Source organism: Kitasatospora sp. NPDC017646, assembly GCF_044329365.1.
Lineage (GTDB): Bacteria > Actinomycetota > Actinomycetes > Streptomycetales > Streptomycetaceae > Kitasatospora.
In genome coordinates, this window is record NZ_JBIRJC010000022.1 from 70009 (window position 1) to 85088 (window position 15080).

The following is a 15080-nucleotide window of genomic DNA, read 5'->3' on the forward strand; positions in this document are numbered from 1 at the left end:
GGGGCCGGGTGGTCGGTACCACCCGGCCCCGAGGGGACGTCCGGTCAGAACTTGTTCTTGGGCGTCAGCCCGAGCGACATGCCCGACAGCCCGCGCTGGCGGCCGCCGAGCTTGCCGGCCACGGCGCGCAGGGCGGCACCGGCCGGGGAGTCCGGCGCGGCGAGCACGACCGGGCGGCCGTCGTCGCCGCCCTCGCGCAGCCGGACGTCGATCGGGATCGAGCCGAGCACCGGCACGGTCGCGCCGACGGTGCGGGTGAGCGCGTCCGCGACGGTCTGACCGCCGCCGGTGCCGAACACGTCGATCATCTCGTCGCAGTGCGGGCACGGCATGCCGGACATGTTCTCGATCACGCCGACGATCTTCTGGTGGGTCTGCACCGCGATGGTGCCGGCCCGCTCGGCCACCTCGGCGGCGGCCATCTGCGGGGTGGTGACGATCAGGATCTCCGCGTTGGGGACCAGCTGCGCCACCGAGATCGCGATGTCGCCGGTGCCGGGCGGCAGGTCCAGCAGCAGCACGTCCAGGTCGCCCCACCACACGTCGGCGAGGAACTGCTGGAGCGCGCGGTGCAGCATCGGGCCGCGCCAGACGACCGGGGCGTTGCCCGGGGTGAACATGCCGATCGAGATGACCTTCACGCCGTTCGCCTGCGGCGGCATGATCATGTCCTGGACCTGGGTCGGCCGGCCCTCGACGCCCAGCATGCGGGGCACGCTGTGGCCGTAGATGTCGGCGTCCACGACGGCGACCTTCAGCCCGTCCGCGGCCATCGCGGCGGCCAGGTTGACCGTCACCGAGGACTTGCCGACCCCGCCCTTGCCGGAGGCGACGGCGTAGACCCGGGTCAGCGTGCCTGGCTTGGCGAACGGGATCTCCCGCTCGGGGGCGCCGCCGCGCAGCAGCTGGGAGAGTTCCTTGCGCTGCTCGTCGCTCATCACGTCGAGTTCGACCTCGACGCCGGTCACACCGGCGACCCTGCCGACCGCCTCGCGGACCCGGGTGACGATGGTGTCGCGCATCGGACAGCCGGAGACGGTCAGGTAGACCGCGACGCGCACCGCGCCGTCCTCGGCGATCTCGACCGATTTCACCATGCCGATCTCGGTGATCGGACGGTTGATCTCCGGGTCGTTGACGGTCGCCAGCGCCTGGCGTACGGAGTCCTCCGTGACGCCGGCCGCGACCTCTGTCTCGTTGGCCATGTCTTGATGGTACGGCGCCGGGCGATCCGCTTAACCGGTCGGTAGCGTGCCGCCGGTCACAAGGACCCGGCGGCGTCCCGCCGTTCGTCGATCTCCTTGAGCAGCGACTGCAGCTCCGAGCGGATGAAGTCGCGGGTGGCCACCTCGCCGAGCCCGTGCCGCAGGGCCGCGACCTCGCGGGCGAGGTACTCGGTGTCGGCGATGTTGCGGTCGCTTCGGGCCCGGTCCTGCTCCATGTTGACCCGGTCCCGGTTGTCCTGGCGGTTCTGCGCCAGCAGGATCAGCGGCGCCGCGTACGAGGCCTGCAGCGACAGCGCCAGGGTCAGGAAGATGAACGGGTACTCGTCGAAGCGCACGCCGGGCGGCAGCAGGGTGTTCCACCCTATCCAGACCACGACGAACACCGTCATCCAGACGATGAAGCGCCCGGTGCCGAGGAAGCGGGCGATCCGCTCCGACAGCACGCCGAAGGCCTCGGGGTCGTAGGAGGGCAGGGTGAGCAGGCCGGGGCGGGCGGTGCGCGGCTGGTCGAGCCGGATGCGGTTGGAGCCGGTGATCGGGGAGGTCTCCAGCCGGTCCCGGCCGCCGCCCTCACGGGTGCGCAGTTCGCGCAGCTGGCGCAGCTCCCGCAGCTCGCCCTGCAAGCGCCGGCGCGCGGAGTCGCTCGGCCGTGCGTTGCGGTCACCGTCCACCGTGCATCCCCTCTCTGTCGTCGTCCCCGGCGTGCAGCGCGGCGTCGCGCCAGTCCTCGGGCAGCAGGTGGTCCAGGACGTCGTCGACGGTCACCGCGCCGAGCAGGTGGTCGGCCTCGTCCACGACCGGCGCGGCCACCAGGTTGTACGTCGCCAGGTAGCTGGTGACCAGCGACAGCGGGGTGTCCGGCGGCAGCGCGTCCAGGTCGTCGTCCACCAGCTCGCCGACCAGGACGTACGGGGGCTCGCGCAGCAGCCGCTGGAAGTGCACCGCGCCCAGGTACTTGCCGGTCGGGGTCTCGTTCGGCGGCCGGCAGACGTACACCTGGGCGGCCAGCGCGGGCTTGTGGTCGCGGATCCGGATCCGGGCCAGCGCCTCGGCGACCGTCGCGTCCGGCTCCAGGACGATCGGCTCGGTGGTCATCAGACCGCCGGCGGTGTCCTCCTCGTAGGACAGCAGGCGGCGGACCGGCGCGGCCTCCTCGGGCTCCATCAGCCCGAGCAGCCGCTCGGCCTCGTCGCCGGGCAGCTCGGAGAGCAGGTCGGCGGCGTCGTCCGGGTCCATCGCCTCCAGGACGTCGGCCGCCCGCTCCTCCTGGAGCTTGCCGATGATCTCGACCTGGTCGTCCTCGGGCAGCTCCTCCAGGACGTCCGCGAGCCGCTCGTCGGGCAGCGCGGCGGCCACCTCGGCGCGGCGCTTGGCGGACAGGTGGTGCATCACGCTGGCGAGGTCGGCCGGGCGCAGCTGTTCGAAGGTGGCGAGCAGGTTGGCCGCGCCCTGGTCCTGCTCGGGCAGTGCGAAGCCGGTGACGTCCTGCCAGTCCAGGGTCAGCCGTTCGCCCTTGCCCTTGCGCAGCCGGGAGGTCCGGCCGACCTGGACGAAGACCTTGCTGACCTCCCACTCGCGCAGCCGGGTCTGCACCATGCCGACGTCCAGCACGGTCACCTCCTCACCGGTCTTGGACCAGGTGAGGGTGCGGTCGAGCAGTTCGGCGAGCACCAGGGTCTCGGCCGGGCGCTGCTCGAAGCGGCGCAGGTTGATCAGGCCGGTGGTGAGCACCTGGCCGGACTCCAGGCTGGTCACCCTGGTCATCGGCAGGAAGATCCGGCGCCGGGCGACGACCTCGACCACCAGACCGAGCACCCGCGGCGGGCGGCCGCCCAGGCCCAGCGAGACGACCACGTCCCGGACCCGCCCGACCTGGTCGCCGTTCGGGTCGAAGACCGCGATGGCGGAGAGATGGGAGATGAAGACCCGGGTGCCTGGCCCTGCCATGAACTCCCTCGACTCGCTCGATGCCGTCCTGCGTGCGCCGGGGCGCACGTTCGGCCAAGGCTACCCGTGCGCAGTACGCCCGGCCCGGTGGGGCACGTCAGCGGCCGCAGGCGTCCCGGGCGTGAACCCTCAGCGGCGCTTGAAGAGCAGTTTGGGCAGCCCGGCCGGGACCGGCCGACGGGTGGTGGCCGGGGTGGGCATCGGCCGGGCGGCGTGCGAGCCGTCCGGCATCGCGCCCGGACGCTCGGTCAGCGCCCCGGCCGGCTGCAGCCGCAGCACCCGGCACTCGCGCGCCCAGCGCTCGGCGATCGCGTCGGTGTCCGGCGCGTTCAGCCGCTTGCCCTTGAGCTCCTCGACGGCGCCCAGCCAGGCCTCGCCGTTCGGCGCCAGCTCGACGACCTCGGCGTTCCAGCCGGTCAGCCGGCCGCCCTTGTCCTTGCTGCGCACGGTGATCACGGCCCCGGCTCCCGCGGTCAGGCCGTGCAGCGGCTGCTCGGCGCCCCCGCCGACCACCACCACCGCGCCGTCGTGCCAGGCGTGCCAGAGCGGACGGGCCTGGGACTCGCCGTCCGCGCGCACCCACAGCAGCCCGGACTTCTTCGCGGCCTCCTCCAGCAGGGCCTGGTCGAGGAAGTCGTCGGCGGTCGTGGCGGCGGAGTTGCGGTCCATGGCGGACAGCGTACGGGTTTCCGACCCCCGCCGGTCGGCCGGATGTCCACGGACGCCCCGCCGGACGTCTCAGCCTCCGATCGACAGTTCCATTGACCGGCCACGGGCCTTACCGTATGACCGCCCCACCCCCGCGAACAGCGAAGGAGCGCCGTGCCCGCCGCCCGGCCCGCGACCGCCCCTGCCCCAGCCACCGCCGCCGGCCCTCGGCCCGCGCAGCCGCTGCCCGCCCTCGACCTGCTGCTGCTCGCCGTCTCGATCGGCGGCATCTCCTTCTCCGGCCCACTGATCTCCGCCACCGCCGCGCCCGCCCTGGCCATCGCCTTCTGGCGCAACGTCATGTCGGTCGGCGCCCTCGGCCCGTACGCGCTGCTGCGCCACCGCGCCGAACTGCGGGGGATCGGCCGGCGGGCGCTGTCGCTCGCGATCGCAGCCGGAGTGCTGCTCGCGGTGCACTTCGCGCTCTGGATGCCCAGCCTGCGGATGACCTCGGTGGCCTCCGCCACCGCCCTGGTCACCACCACGCCGCTGTGGACGATCCTGCTGATGCGGCTGTTCGGCGTCCGCGTGCCTCGGACGGTCTGGCTCGGCACCGTCGTCGCCTTCGCCGGCGTGCTCGTGCTGACCGGCGTGGACCTCTCGATGTCCCCGCGCGCGCTGCTCGGCGACGCGCTCGCGCTCGCCGCCGGCCTGGCCGCGGCCGGGTACGTGCTGCTGGGCGCCGAGGTCCGCAGGACCGTCAGCACCACGGGGTACACCCTGGTCTGCTACGCCACCACGGCGGTCGGCCTGCTGGCGATCTGCCTGGTCACCGGGACGCGGCTGTCCGGCTGGTCGGCCGGCGCCTGGTGGCAGATCGTGCTGCTGATGGTCACCGCGCAGTTGCTCGGGCATTCGCTGAGCAACCGGGTGCTGCGCAACCTCGGCCCGTCGATCACCTCCACCGCGATCCTGCTGGAGACCCCGGGTGCGGCGCTGATCGCCGCGGTGTGGCTCGGCCAGTGGCCCCCGGCGGCCGCCTACCCGGCGGTGGTGCTGATCCTGCTCGGCCTGGTTCTGGTCGCCTGCGGCGGGCGCAGGTAGCGGCGGGGGCGGGTCCGGTGACTCGCGCGCCGGCGGGAACCGCCGGGCACGCCTACAGCCAGCCGTTGCGGCGGAAGCCCCGGTACATACCCGCGCAGATCAGCGCGATCGCACCGAGCACCATCGGGTAGCCGTACTCGAACTTCAGCTCCGGCATGACCTCGAAGTTCATGCCGTACACGCCGGTGATCATGGTGGGCACCGCGAAGATCGCCGCCCAGGCGGTGATCTTGCGCATGTCCTCGTTCTGTGCCACCGACACCTGCGCCAGGTTCGCCTGCAGTAGCGAGTTCAGCAGCTCGTCGAAGCCGTGCACCTGCTCGGCGACCCGGGCCAGGTGGTCGGCGACGTCCCGGAAGTACTTCTGCATGTCCGGGTCCACCAGCCGCTGGAGCGGCTCGGACAGCTGCTGCACCGGGCGCAGCAGCGGTACCACCGCGCGCTTGAACTCCAGTACCTCGCGCTTGAGTTGGTACACCCGGCCGACGTCCGCGCTGCGCGCCCCCTTGGCCGAGAAGACGCCGTACTCGATCTCGTCCACGTCGTTCTGCAGCCGCTCGGCGACCAGCAGGTAGTTGTCCACCACGTGGTCGGCGATCGCGTGCAGCACCGCGGCCGGACCCTTGGCGAGCAGCCCGGCCTCGTCCGCGTCCGCCTCCAGCCGGTGCCGCAGCTCCTGCAGCGAGCCGTGGCCGCCGTGCCGCACGGTGATCACGAAGTCCCGCCCGGCGAAGACCATCAGCTCGCCGGTCTCCACCACCTCGCTGGTGGGCGTGAGTTGGTCGTGCTCCACGTAGCGGATGGTCTTGAAGACGGCGAACAGGACGTCGTCGTAGCGCTCCACCTTGGGCCGCTGGTGCGCGTGCACCGCGTCCTCCACCGCGAGCGGGTGCAGGCCGAAGCGCTGGGCGATGCCCTCGAACTCGGCCCCGGTCGGCTCGTGCAGCCCGATCCAGCTGAACGAACCTGCGCTGTCAGGGAGTTGGTGCGCCACCTTGACCCGGTGGGCGGCCTCGCGCGGGCTGCAGGACTCGCCGCTGCGCCGGCCGTGCTGGTACACCGCGCAGTCCACGACCGCCGAGCCGCTGCCCTCCGGCACGGCGTCGTACGCGCCGGTGGCGCCCCGACGACGGTTGGTGCGGACGGCGGCACGCAGGCTGTTGATCATCGACATGGCAGGCTCCCTGGGGCAGGAGCCGTCGCACGGCGGCGTGGGGGACGCACGGGCAGGGCCGTGGTGCGACGGCGAGGAACACCGGTGAAGGGGATGAGAGTGCTCTCCCGGCCGGTCCGTCCGCCGCCGAGCCGCGCCCGGGCCACTACGGCTGGATCAGCCGCCGAGGCCTGCGAGGCGAGGGGTGCGGGGAATTCGGGGCCGGGCAGAGCTGCCGGTACTGCATGGTCGGCCGGTATCCACCGCAACCACCTCCTTCGCGCCGCCGCCCCGGGATGAAGGATCCCGGTGGCCAGTCGCTCACCCTAACACCTGACCGAGCATCGGCGCCCACGGGTTTCCCGGGCCTTCGCCCGTACGCCCCCGCGCGGACGCGACGACCACGCGGGTTACGCTCACCGGCATGGCGCACGACTTCCCGTCCTTCGGCGACCCCCACGGCGGCAGCTCCCCGGAACTCTCCCGGGAGGCGGTGCTGGCCGCCGTCGAGGCCCGGCTGATCACCACCTTCGGCGAACCGAGCGGACGCGCCGCCGTCACCTTCCTCGGCACCGACCGGATCGAGGTGCTGCGCTTCGGGCCGGACGCCGAGGGTCTGGTCCGCTACGCCACGCTCGGGATGTCCGCCGCCCCGATGGCCGACCCGACCGCGCTGGTCGCCGACCAGCTGCGCGGGCCGCGCGCCGAGCTGGTGCTGACGGTGCGCGGCGGGCGCGACGGCGTGCTGCGCAGCCTCGCCACCTTCGCCGCGACCCCGCAGGTCGAGGGCCTGGTGGTGGCCCCGGGCGGCTCGCTGGACCTCGGTGCCCCGCTCTGGGACGGCGCCCCCTTCACCTCGGTGCTGGCCGCCGAGCCGGGCGGCCTGGTCGAGGACCTCGAACTGGCCGAGCCCGCCGAGCCGGTGCGCTTCCTGCCGCTGCTGCCGATGACGCCCAACGAGGCCGGCTGGAAGCGGGTGCACGGCGCGGCCGCGCTCCAGGAGCGCTGGCTGGACCAGGGCACCGACCTGCGCGACCCGCAGCGGCGGGGCGTCAGGCTCGACTGACGTCCGGGCTCCGGCCCCTCCTGCTTCCCTGAGAGGGCGCGCGGCTGCGCCCGCACGCCCGTGCCTCGCCCCGGTACGCCGGAGCGCGGCCTCACGCGCCGTCAGCGCGCGATCGGCTTCGCCCCGGTCGCCTGGGCGAGCAGCGCCTCGTACACCTCCGGGTCGGTGGTGTGCTCGCCGAGCCGGACGGTCTTGCGGCCGCCGTGGTAGTCGCTGGAGCCGGTGACCAGCAGGTCGAGCTCGCCGGCCAGACCGCGCAGCCGCCGCCTGGTCTCCTCGTCGTGGTCGGTGTGGTCGACCTCCAGCGCGGCCAGTCCGGCCGCCGCGAGGTCGGCGATCACCTGGTCCGGGACGGTCAGGCCGCGCTTGACCGCGCCGGGGTGGGCGAACACCGGCACCCCGCCGGCCGCCCGGACCAGCCGGATCGCCCGCACCGGGTCGGTCTCGTGCTTGCGGACGTCCGCCCGGCCGCCGTTGGCCAGCCAGTCCGGGGTGAAGGCGTCCGAGACGGTGGTCACCACGCCCGCCTCGACCAGCGCGCTGGCGATGTGCGGGCGCCCGACCGATCCGGTCCCGGCGATCTGCCGCACCTGCTCCCAGCCGATGTCCGCCCCGAGCTCCCGACAGCGTTCGACGATCGCCCGTCCGCGCCGGAACCGGTCGGTGCGCACCAGCTCCCGCTCGCGCGCGAACTCCGGTTCCTCCGGGTCGAACAGGTACGCCAGCAGGTGCATGCTGATGCCGTCCACCACGCAGGACAGCTCGGCGCCCGGGACGACGGTCAGCCGGGTGCCGTCCGGCAGGGCGTGCACCGCGTCGGCGGCCCCGGCGTGCCCGGCGACGGTGTCGTGGTCGGTCAGCGCGACCACGTCGAGGCCGGCGACGACCGCCGCCGTGACCAGCTCGGCCGGGCTGTCGGTGCCGTCGGAGGCGTTGCTGTGGGCGTGCAGGTCGATGCGCACGGGGCGGACTCCTGGGTGCTCGTGGATGCCGCCCAGGATAGGCCGTCCGGCTGTCCCGCGGTCAGCCCAGCAGGCGGGGGGAGAGCGCCCCGCAGGGCAGCAGGTCCAGTTCGGCGCCGGCCTCGCGCAGGTCGGTGAGCACCAGCTCGTCGTACATCACCAGGGCGGACTGCTCGGGCCAGGCGACCGCCCAGAGCCAGAGCCCGCGGGCCTCGCCGACGAACACCGCGCGGTCGACCGGGGCGTCCGGGACGTGGAACATCGGGGTGGGCCGCCCGGCCGCCATCAGCTTGGCGTCGGCGGGCTTGTACAGGCCGACCGAGTCGCCCGGGTCCGGCCCCGGGAGTCCGGCGTAGCGGGCGCCGAGCCCGACCCCGAGCTCCTCGGCGACCAGCACCAGCTCGCCGAAGCCGCCGAGCGGGGCGGGCCCGGAACAGGCGACGGCGGTGGCCCGGGCGCCGGAGACGTCGTCGCCGACGTGGGCGATGCCGGTGTAGAGCCAGCCGACCGGGAGCGGCCAGGGCAGCCAGACGGGGACCTGTGAGCGGGCGACGGCGACACCCAGGGCTTCCACGCTCGGGGGCAGCACGGGCTGCATCGGGTGAACGGCTCCGTGCCGGTCGCACTGCCAGGTGTCCGAAAAAAGACCGGGGGCGCGGACCCGACCGGCGCACCTCGGGCAGCTTGGCTCGCCCCTCATAGCCGACAACGCTCCTCCCTCCGGACCGCCGCGTCAAGGACGATCACCCGTACGGACGGCTCGGCGGCACCTGCCGGTGCTGGACGCCCGGCCGGCGTGGGTGGGTTGCGGCGCGGGCGGCGGTTCCCGTTGGGGGATGTCCCGTGGCGGGTGGCGGCAAACGTCCCCGGGCCGGGGCGGGTTGGGCTCCGGGGCCGGGAACCGGTCAGGGCCGATCCGGGGCCGAACGCACTGACGCCCCGTCATCTGCGTTGGCGATGACGGGGCGTCAGTCGGGTATCGGTACGTCCGGGTCGGACGCTCCCGGTTCGTCGTCGGCGGCGGGTGAGGCCTCCCGGTCGGAGGCGCCGCGCTGGGTCAGACGGTCGGGCACGGGCGGATGAGCAGGCGTTCGCCGGTGCGTGCGGCGTCCTGGACGAGCTCACGGACGGTCTCGGCGTCGGCGATCACGCGGTCGGTGGCGGAGCCGTTGGCGTCGTCCAGTCGGAGGATCTCGAAGCGCATGGGCTTGGTCATGGGCGTCTCCTTTCCGGGCCCCGACGTGCGGGGCGATTGCGGCTGAGTGGGTATCAGCCCTTTCGGGGTCTTGCGGATCCGGCGCTGAAGCCGGACCGGGCGGGTCGTACGTGCGGCGGTCTGCTGCGGCAAGGGCTCCCCCTGCTTGCCTGGTGCGTCCAATGCCTCGTGAACCACGGTGTCGTGGCGGTGCTACTGGGCCGTTGCCCGTCCGTGACATCCAGGTTTCGGCTGATCGGTCCCGTGGGCGGGCCGGCGATGATTCCCGGACAGAATCAAAGATTACCGTAACTAACGAATTTTGTCCTGCGCCGAGACCGCTCGGACTTCCGAAAGTGGTAGAGACCACTTCGGTCGGGGGTGCCGCCCGGGGCGCCGCTCAGGCCCAGAACCCGGCCAGCGCCTCGGCCGTGGCGGCCGGCCGCTCGGCGTTGGGGGAGTGGCCCGCGCCCGCGACGACCACCCGGTGGGCGCCCAGCCGCTCCGCCATGCCGCTCTGCTCCGGCACCGGCCACGCGTAGTCCCGCTCGCCGGACAGCACCAGCACCGGCAGTGCCCCGGCGGTCACCGCGGCCAGCTCGTCCACCCGGTCCGGTGCGGCCACCAGGTGCCCGCCGGTGACGGCCAGCGCCCGCGGCACATGGGCCACCCAGCGACGGTGCAGGAACGTGGCGACGGCCGGCTCCAGGACGGGCTGCGGCTCCCCGCTGCTCTCGTCCATCTGCCGCATCACCTGCCAGATCTCCTCCAGGCTCATCACCGGCAGGACGTCCAGCAGCAGCTTGGTCCGGGCCGCCTCGGCCGGGTCGATCGCCCCCGGGCCGGTGGCCATCAGGGTCAGCGAACGCCACGGCAGCGGGCCCTCGGCCGCCGCCGCGAGCACCGCCTCGCGCACCACCTGGCCGCCGAAGGAGTGCCCCAGCAGGTGCACCGGGACGTCCGGGCCGTCCTGCGCCAGCAGCTCGGTCAGCGCCCGGACGTCGGCGCCCAGCGCCTCGACTGCGTACGCCGCGGCGTCGTCCGGCCCGCCGGTCTCGTACTGGCCCCGCTGGTCCACGGCCGTCACCCGGTACCCGGCGGCCGCCAGCGGTTCGAGCAGCCCGATGAAGTCCTCCTTGCTGCCGGTGAACCCCGGCACCAGCAGCGCCGACCCGCGCACCGGCCCGTCCGGCTCCGCCCGCAACGCCGCGAACTCCCCCCGCGCGGTCACCAGGCGCTCGGCCCGGGCACAACCGGGCAGGGTCAGGAACGGCGGAGTACTCATGAACGGCTTCCCTCCCGCGACGGGCGACACCCCGAGCCTATGCCGTCCGGGCACCCCGCCCCACCAGCCGGGACACCCGTGGCGGGCCCGGTGTGGGCGATTCGGGTCACGTCCGGGAGGCGGTCCCGCCGCGGCCGGCCGCCGCGCGGAGCGAGCGACCGCCGAAGAACCCGAAAGGGGGTGGGCGTGTCGGCTTCGGACCGGGGCGGACGGGCGCGCGCTGCCGGGGCCCGCGGGAGCGCGACGTCCAGGGAGGTGGGGCGGGAAACGCCCGAGGGGGCGGGCCGGGCTGGTGGCCCGGTCCGCCCCCTCGGGGGTGGGGTGTGTCAGCCCTCCGGAGTGGTCTCCGGGGTGGCCGCGGCCTTGCGGGCGCGGGTGCGCTTGCGCGGGGCCGGCACCTCGGCGGCCGGAGCCTCGGCGGCCGGGGCCTCCGGGGCGGTCTCTGCGACGGCCTTCGGCTTGCGGGCGCGGGTCCGGGGAGCCGGCTTCTCCTCGGCCGGGGCCTCGGTCGCCGGAGCGGCCTCGACGGCCTCGGCCTTGGGCTTGCGGGTCCGGGTGCGCGCCGCGGGCTTCTTCTCGGCCGGGGCCTCGGCGGGAGCCTCGGCCACGGCGGCGGCCTCGACGGCCTCGGCCTTGGGCTTGCGGGTCCGGGTCCGCGGGGCGGGCTTCTTCTCGGCCGGGGCCTCGGTCACCGGAGCGGACTCGACGGCCTCGGCCTCGGCCTTGGGCTTGCGGGTGCGGGTCCGGCGCGGCTTCTCCTCGGCCGCCGGCTCCGCCACGACCACGGCGGCCTCGACGACCGCGGCGGCCTCGGCCACGACCTCGGCCGCCACCGCGGCGGTCTCGCCCACCGAGGCGCCACCGCGCGAGCGGCGGCGACGGCGGCGCGGTGCGGCGTCGCCCTCGGTGCCTTCGACGGCCGGGGCCGCCTCGGTCACCGCGACGGCGGCAGCGGCCTCGCCCTCGGCGACCTCCGCGCCACGGCGGGTGCGGCGGCGCTCACGGGTGCGGCGCGGCTTCTCCTCCGCCGCCGGGGTCTCGACGGCGGGGCGGCCCGGACCGCTGCGCCCACCGCGGCCACCGCGGGCGCCCCGTCCGCCGGTCTCGCCGAGGTCCTCGATCTCCTCGGCGCCGAGCCCGGCCCGGGTGCGCTCCGAGCGCGGCAGCACACCCTTGGTGCCCGGCGCGATCTTCAGCAGCTCGTACAGGTGCGGCGAGGTGGAGTAGGTCTCCTCCGGCTCGTTGAACGGCAGGTCCAGCGCCTTGTTGATCAGCTGCCAGCGCGGGATGTCGTCCCAGTCGACCAGGGTGACGGCGGTGCCCGAGGCACCGGCCCGGCCGGTGCGGCCGATCCGGTGCAGGTAGGTCTTCTCGTCCTCGGGGCACTGGTAGTTGATGACGTGGGTGACGCCCTCGACGTCGATGCCGCGGGCGGCCACGTCGGTGCAGACCAGCACGTCGACCTTGCCGTTGCGGAAGGCGCGCAGCGCCTGCTCGCGGGCGCCCTGGCCGAGGTCGCCGTGGACGGCGCCGGCCGCGAAGCCGCGCTGGGTCAGCTGGTCGGAGACGTCGGCGGCGGTGCGCTTGGTGCGGCAGAAGATCATCGCCAGCCCACGGCCGTCGGCCTGGAGGATGCGCGAGACCATCTCGACCTTGTCCAGCGAGTGCGCACGGAAGATGTGCTGCTCGATGTTGGCGACGGTGGTGCCGGTGTCGTCCGGGGCGGTGGCCCGGATGTGGGTGGGCTGGCTCATGTACCGGCGGGCGAGGCTGATGACCTGGCCCGGCATGGTGGCCGAGAACAGCAGGGTCTGCCGCTTGGCGGGCAGCATGGTGATGATCTTCTCGACGTCGGGCAGGAAGCCCAGGTCGAGCATCTCGTCGGCCTCGTCCAGGACCAGCGCGCGGACCTTGGACAGGTTCAGCTTCTTCTGCCCGGCGAGGTCCAGCAGGCGGCCCGGGGTGCCGACCACGATGTCGACGCCCTTGGTGAGCGCCTCGACCTGCGGCTCGTACGCCCGGCCGCCGTAGACCGCGAGCACGCGGACGTTGCGGACCTTGCCGGCGGTCTGCAGGTCGTTGGTGACCTGGGTGCAGAGCTCGCGCGTCGGGACGACGATCAGCGCCTGCGGGAAGTCGGTGAGCTGCTCCTCGGTGGCCCGGCCGGCGTCCACGTCGGCGCGCACGGTGACCCGCTCGATCAGCGGGAGGCCGAAGCCGAGGGTCTTGCCGGTGCCGGTCTTGGCCTGGCCGATGACGTCGTGGCCGGTCAGCGCGACCGGGAGGGTCATCTCCTGGATCGGGAAGGGACGGACGATGCCGACGGACTCGAGCGCCTCGGCGGTCTCCGGGAGGATCCCCAGTTCCCGGAACGTCGTCTTGATGGGTTCAGCGGTGGTGGACAGGGTGCTGCCTCTTCCGTTTTCGGAGGGGCCGAGAGCGAGCGGCGGGCGGGCAGCCGCGCGGCTGCGTACGGGCCTGGCGGCCCTGATGACAGCTGCGCGGACGCACAACCGCGCCGGTCCCTGCGGCCGGCCGGTGCGCGCGGCCCGGTGGCGGGGCGCGTCGCCGGCGGCGTCGGGGAGGGTTCCCGTGAGGGACCTGCGCGGGACCTCCGCCAGGGGGGCGTGGTCTCGGCGGCCCTCGCTCGGCCACTGATGCGGTGCCAAGGCTTGAAGTCCAAGCCATGGTCGGAGCCGATCGGCTCTCCGACCGGGCATCCGCGTACGTGAGTACCCGTGCCTCCGGTGCGGACACGTCCGAGGGGACGGTGCCGCTACGGAGCGGGCTCGTGCGGGTCACCGAGACGGCGGTGACACCGTGCGAACACGACGGGGCTCCGTACCACCATACAGTCAGGCGACGAGTCGAACACGTGACGCGTCTGACATGGCCCCCGGCGACCGGCCCGCGACCGGCCGAACCGGCAGGTCACCCGGGTGCGCCGGGTGGTGGGGCGGGAGTTCCGGGACAGGCCTTAGGGTGGCGGGTCATGGAGACCCATGGTGAGACGCAGGACGGCGCCGGCTCGATCGGCGACTGGGCCACGTGCTCGGCCGAGCCGGGCTACCGCGCGGCGGTGCTGGATCTGCTCGGCGCGCTCGCGTACGGCGAGCTGAGCGCCTTCGAGCGGCTCGCCGAGGACGCCAAGCTGGCGCCCGACCTCGCCGACAAGGCGGCCCTGGCCCGGATGGCCTCCGCCGAGTTCCAGCACTACCAGCGGCTGCACGACCGGCTCGCCGAGATCGGCGCCGACCCGCAGGAGGCGATGCGCCCCTTCGTCGAGCCGCTGGAGCTGTTCCACCGGATGACGGCGCCCTCGGACTGGCTGGAAGGCCTGGTCAAGGCCTACGTCGGCGACGCCATCGCGACGGACTTCTACCGCGAGGTGGCCGTCCGGCTGGACGACGACACCCGCGAGCTGGTCCTCGGCGTCATGTCCGACACCGGCCACGGCCAGTTCGCCGTCGACAAGGTCCGCCAGGCCATCGAGGCCGACCCCCGGGCCGGCGGCCGGCTGGCGCTGTGGGGCCGGCGGCTGATGGGAGAGGCGCTCAGCCAGGCCCAGCGGGTCGTCGCCGAGCGGGACGCGCTGTCCAACCTGCTGGTCGGCGGCGTCCACGTGAAGGGCTTCGACCTGGTCGAGGTCGGCAAGATGTTCAACCGGATCACCGAGGCGCACACCAAGCGGATGGCCGCCCTCGGCCTGGCTTCCTAGACCCGCCCCGGGGCGGCCCTCAGGCCGGCCGGTGCCGCCGCGGCGTGCGGTGGGCGCCGGCCCGGTGCGGGCGGTGCCGGTGCGCCGGGGCCCGCCCGGCGGCCAGGTCCGGCCGGGCCAGCAGCGAGGTGAGCACGCCCGCGGCCAGCGCCGAGAACGCCACCGCGACCACCGGGGAACGCCCGTCCAGGCAGAAGTGCGCGACCACCCCGCCGAGCAGCGCCGCCGCCAGGGCCGTCCCCACCACCGTCAGGCGCGAGGCCCGGAAGTACCCCGGCAGTCCCAGCAGCGCGGTCGCGGCCGCGACCAGGCCCACCAGCGCGAAGACGATCGATTCCACCAGCAAGGCGGCCTCCCCGGGACGGGCGTACGGCACCGGTGCCGTCCCTGTCGCCGTACCCAGGCCGATCCGTCCGTACACACGACGGTGCCCCGCTCCCGGCGGGGAACGGGGCACCGAAGGATGAGCGGTGGCGCCTCAGAGGGTGCCGAAACCGACCTTGCGGGCGGCCTGCTCGCCGATCTCCACGTACGCCAGGCGCTCGGCCGGGACGATGACGCGGCGGCCGTGCTCGTCGGTGAGCGAGAAGAGCTTGGTGGAGCCCTCCAGCGCCTTCGCGATCGCGCTCTCGACCTCATCGGCAGTCTGCGAGCTCTCGATCACGATCTCGCGCGGCGCGTTCTGCACGCCGATCTTGACCTCCACGGCTTCCGTCCCTCCGGGGTTGCAGCCTCCACGCGCGGGCACCGGACCGCCTGGAACAAGCGTTCGCGAC

15 protein-coding genes are annotated in these 15080 nt (G+C 74.1%); 3 read left to right on the forward strand and 12 right to left on the reverse strand.

Annotated features, from left to right (window positions below):
• Positions 1-44 precede the first annotated feature (44 nt).
• The 4 genes from ACH4J0_RS28780 to ACH4J0_RS28795 all read right to left on the reverse strand — a co-directional run bounded on the left by ACH4J0_RS28780 (position 45) and on the right by ACH4J0_RS28795 (position 3842).
• Positions 45-1205 (reverse strand): Mrp/NBP35 family ATP-binding protein, encoded by a 1161-nt coding sequence (locus tag ACH4J0_RS28780; RefSeq protein ID WP_270144365.1) that lies wholly within the window; start codon positions 1203-1205, stop codon positions 45-47.
• A 56-nt stretch (positions 1206-1261) separates the two neighbouring features.
• Positions 1262-1810: a DUF1003 domain-containing protein gene (locus ACH4J0_RS28785; protein WP_396243572.1), complete on the reverse strand. Its 549-nt coding sequence runs from the start codon at positions 1808-1810 to the stop codon at positions 1262-1264.
• Positions 1811-1886: 76 nt separating this feature from the next.
• Positions 1887-3173 (reverse strand): magnesium transporter MgtE N-terminal domain-containing protein, encoded by a 1287-nt coding sequence (locus ACH4J0_RS28790; protein WP_396243532.1) that lies wholly within the window; start codon positions 3171-3173, stop codon positions 1887-1889.
• A gap of 129 nt (positions 3174-3302) precedes the next feature.
• A complete protein-coding gene (locus tag ACH4J0_RS28795; RefSeq protein WP_396243533.1) occupies positions 3303-3842 on the reverse strand; it encodes a hypothetical protein in 540 nt (179 codons plus the stop codon).
• A 153-nt stretch (positions 3843-3995) separates the two neighbouring features.
• Here ACH4J0_RS28795 and ACH4J0_RS28800 point away from each other — a divergent pair, with 153 nt between their 5' ends.
• A complete protein-coding gene (locus ACH4J0_RS28800) occupies positions 3996-4925 on the forward strand; it encodes a DMT family transporter (protein WP_396243534.1) in 930 nt (309 codons plus the stop codon).
• A gap of 52 nt (positions 4926-4977) precedes the next feature.
• On the opposite strand, the gene ACH4J0_RS28805 is transcribed toward ACH4J0_RS28800, so the two are convergent.
• Positions 4978-6099, reverse strand: coding sequence for a magnesium and cobalt transport protein CorA (locus ACH4J0_RS28805; RefSeq protein WP_396243535.1), 1122 nt, complete (start codon positions 6097-6099; stop codon positions 4978-4980).
• A 403-nt stretch (positions 6100-6502) separates the two neighbouring features.
• On the opposite strand from ACH4J0_RS28805, the gene ACH4J0_RS28810 reads away from it, so the two are divergent.
• Positions 6503-7144: a suppressor of fused domain protein gene (locus tag ACH4J0_RS28810; protein WP_396243536.1), complete on the forward strand. Its 642-nt coding sequence runs from the start codon at positions 6503-6505 to the stop codon at positions 7142-7144.
• Positions 7145-7245: 101 nt separating this feature from the next.
• On the opposite strand, the gene ACH4J0_RS28815 is transcribed toward ACH4J0_RS28810, so the two are convergent.
• The 5 genes from ACH4J0_RS28815 to ACH4J0_RS28835 form a co-directional block, all read right to left on the reverse strand.
• Positions 7246-8106: a PHP domain-containing protein gene (locus tag ACH4J0_RS28815; protein ID WP_396243537.1), complete on the reverse strand. Its 861-nt coding sequence runs from the start codon at positions 8104-8106 to the stop codon at positions 7246-7248.
• 61 nt (positions 8107-8167) lie between these two features.
• The gene (locus tag ACH4J0_RS28820; RefSeq protein ID WP_396243538.1) at positions 8168-8806 is read right to left on the reverse strand and encodes a DUF6758 family protein; all 639 of its coding nucleotides are present in this window, start codon (positions 8804-8806) and stop codon (positions 8168-8170) included.
• Positions 8807-9163: 357 nt separating this feature from the next.
• Positions 9164-9322 carry a hypothetical protein gene (locus tag ACH4J0_RS28825; RefSeq protein ID WP_188305309.1) on the reverse strand — a complete coding sequence of 53 codons (159 nt, stop codon included), beginning with the start codon at positions 9320-9322 and terminating at the stop codon, positions 9164-9166.
• 379 nt (positions 9323-9701) lie between these two features.
• Positions 9702-10586: an alpha/beta fold hydrolase gene (locus ACH4J0_RS28830; protein ID WP_396243539.1), complete on the reverse strand. Its 885-nt coding sequence runs from the start codon at positions 10584-10586 to the stop codon at positions 9702-9704.
• Between the two features lie 326 nt (positions 10587-10912).
• The gene (locus ACH4J0_RS28835) at positions 10913-12877 is read right to left on the reverse strand and encodes a DEAD/DEAH box helicase (RefSeq protein WP_396243540.1); all 1965 of its coding nucleotides are present in this window, start codon (positions 12875-12877) and stop codon (positions 10913-10915) included.
• A gap of 701 nt (positions 12878-13578) precedes the next feature.
• Between ACH4J0_RS28835 and ACH4J0_RS28840 the strand changes: the two genes are divergently transcribed.
• Positions 13579-14304 carry a ferritin-like fold-containing protein gene (locus ACH4J0_RS28840; RefSeq protein ID WP_396243541.1) on the forward strand — a complete coding sequence of 242 codons (726 nt, stop codon included), beginning with the start codon at positions 13579-13581 and terminating at the stop codon, positions 14302-14304.
• A 19-nt stretch (positions 14305-14323) separates the two neighbouring features.
• On the opposite strand, the gene ACH4J0_RS28845 is transcribed toward ACH4J0_RS28840, so the two are convergent.
• Both ACH4J0_RS28845 and ACH4J0_RS28850 read right to left on the reverse strand, forming a co-directional pair.
• Positions 14324-14650 (reverse strand): hypothetical protein, encoded by a 327-nt coding sequence (locus ACH4J0_RS28845; RefSeq protein ID WP_396243542.1) that lies wholly within the window; start codon positions 14648-14650, stop codon positions 14324-14326.
• 132 nt (positions 14651-14782) lie between these two features.
• The gene (locus ACH4J0_RS28850) at positions 14783-15010 is read right to left on the reverse strand and encodes a DUF3107 domain-containing protein (RefSeq protein WP_396243543.1); all 228 of its coding nucleotides are present in this window, start codon (positions 15008-15010) and stop codon (positions 14783-14785) included.
• Between the last annotated feature and the right edge of the window lie 70 nt (positions 15011-15080).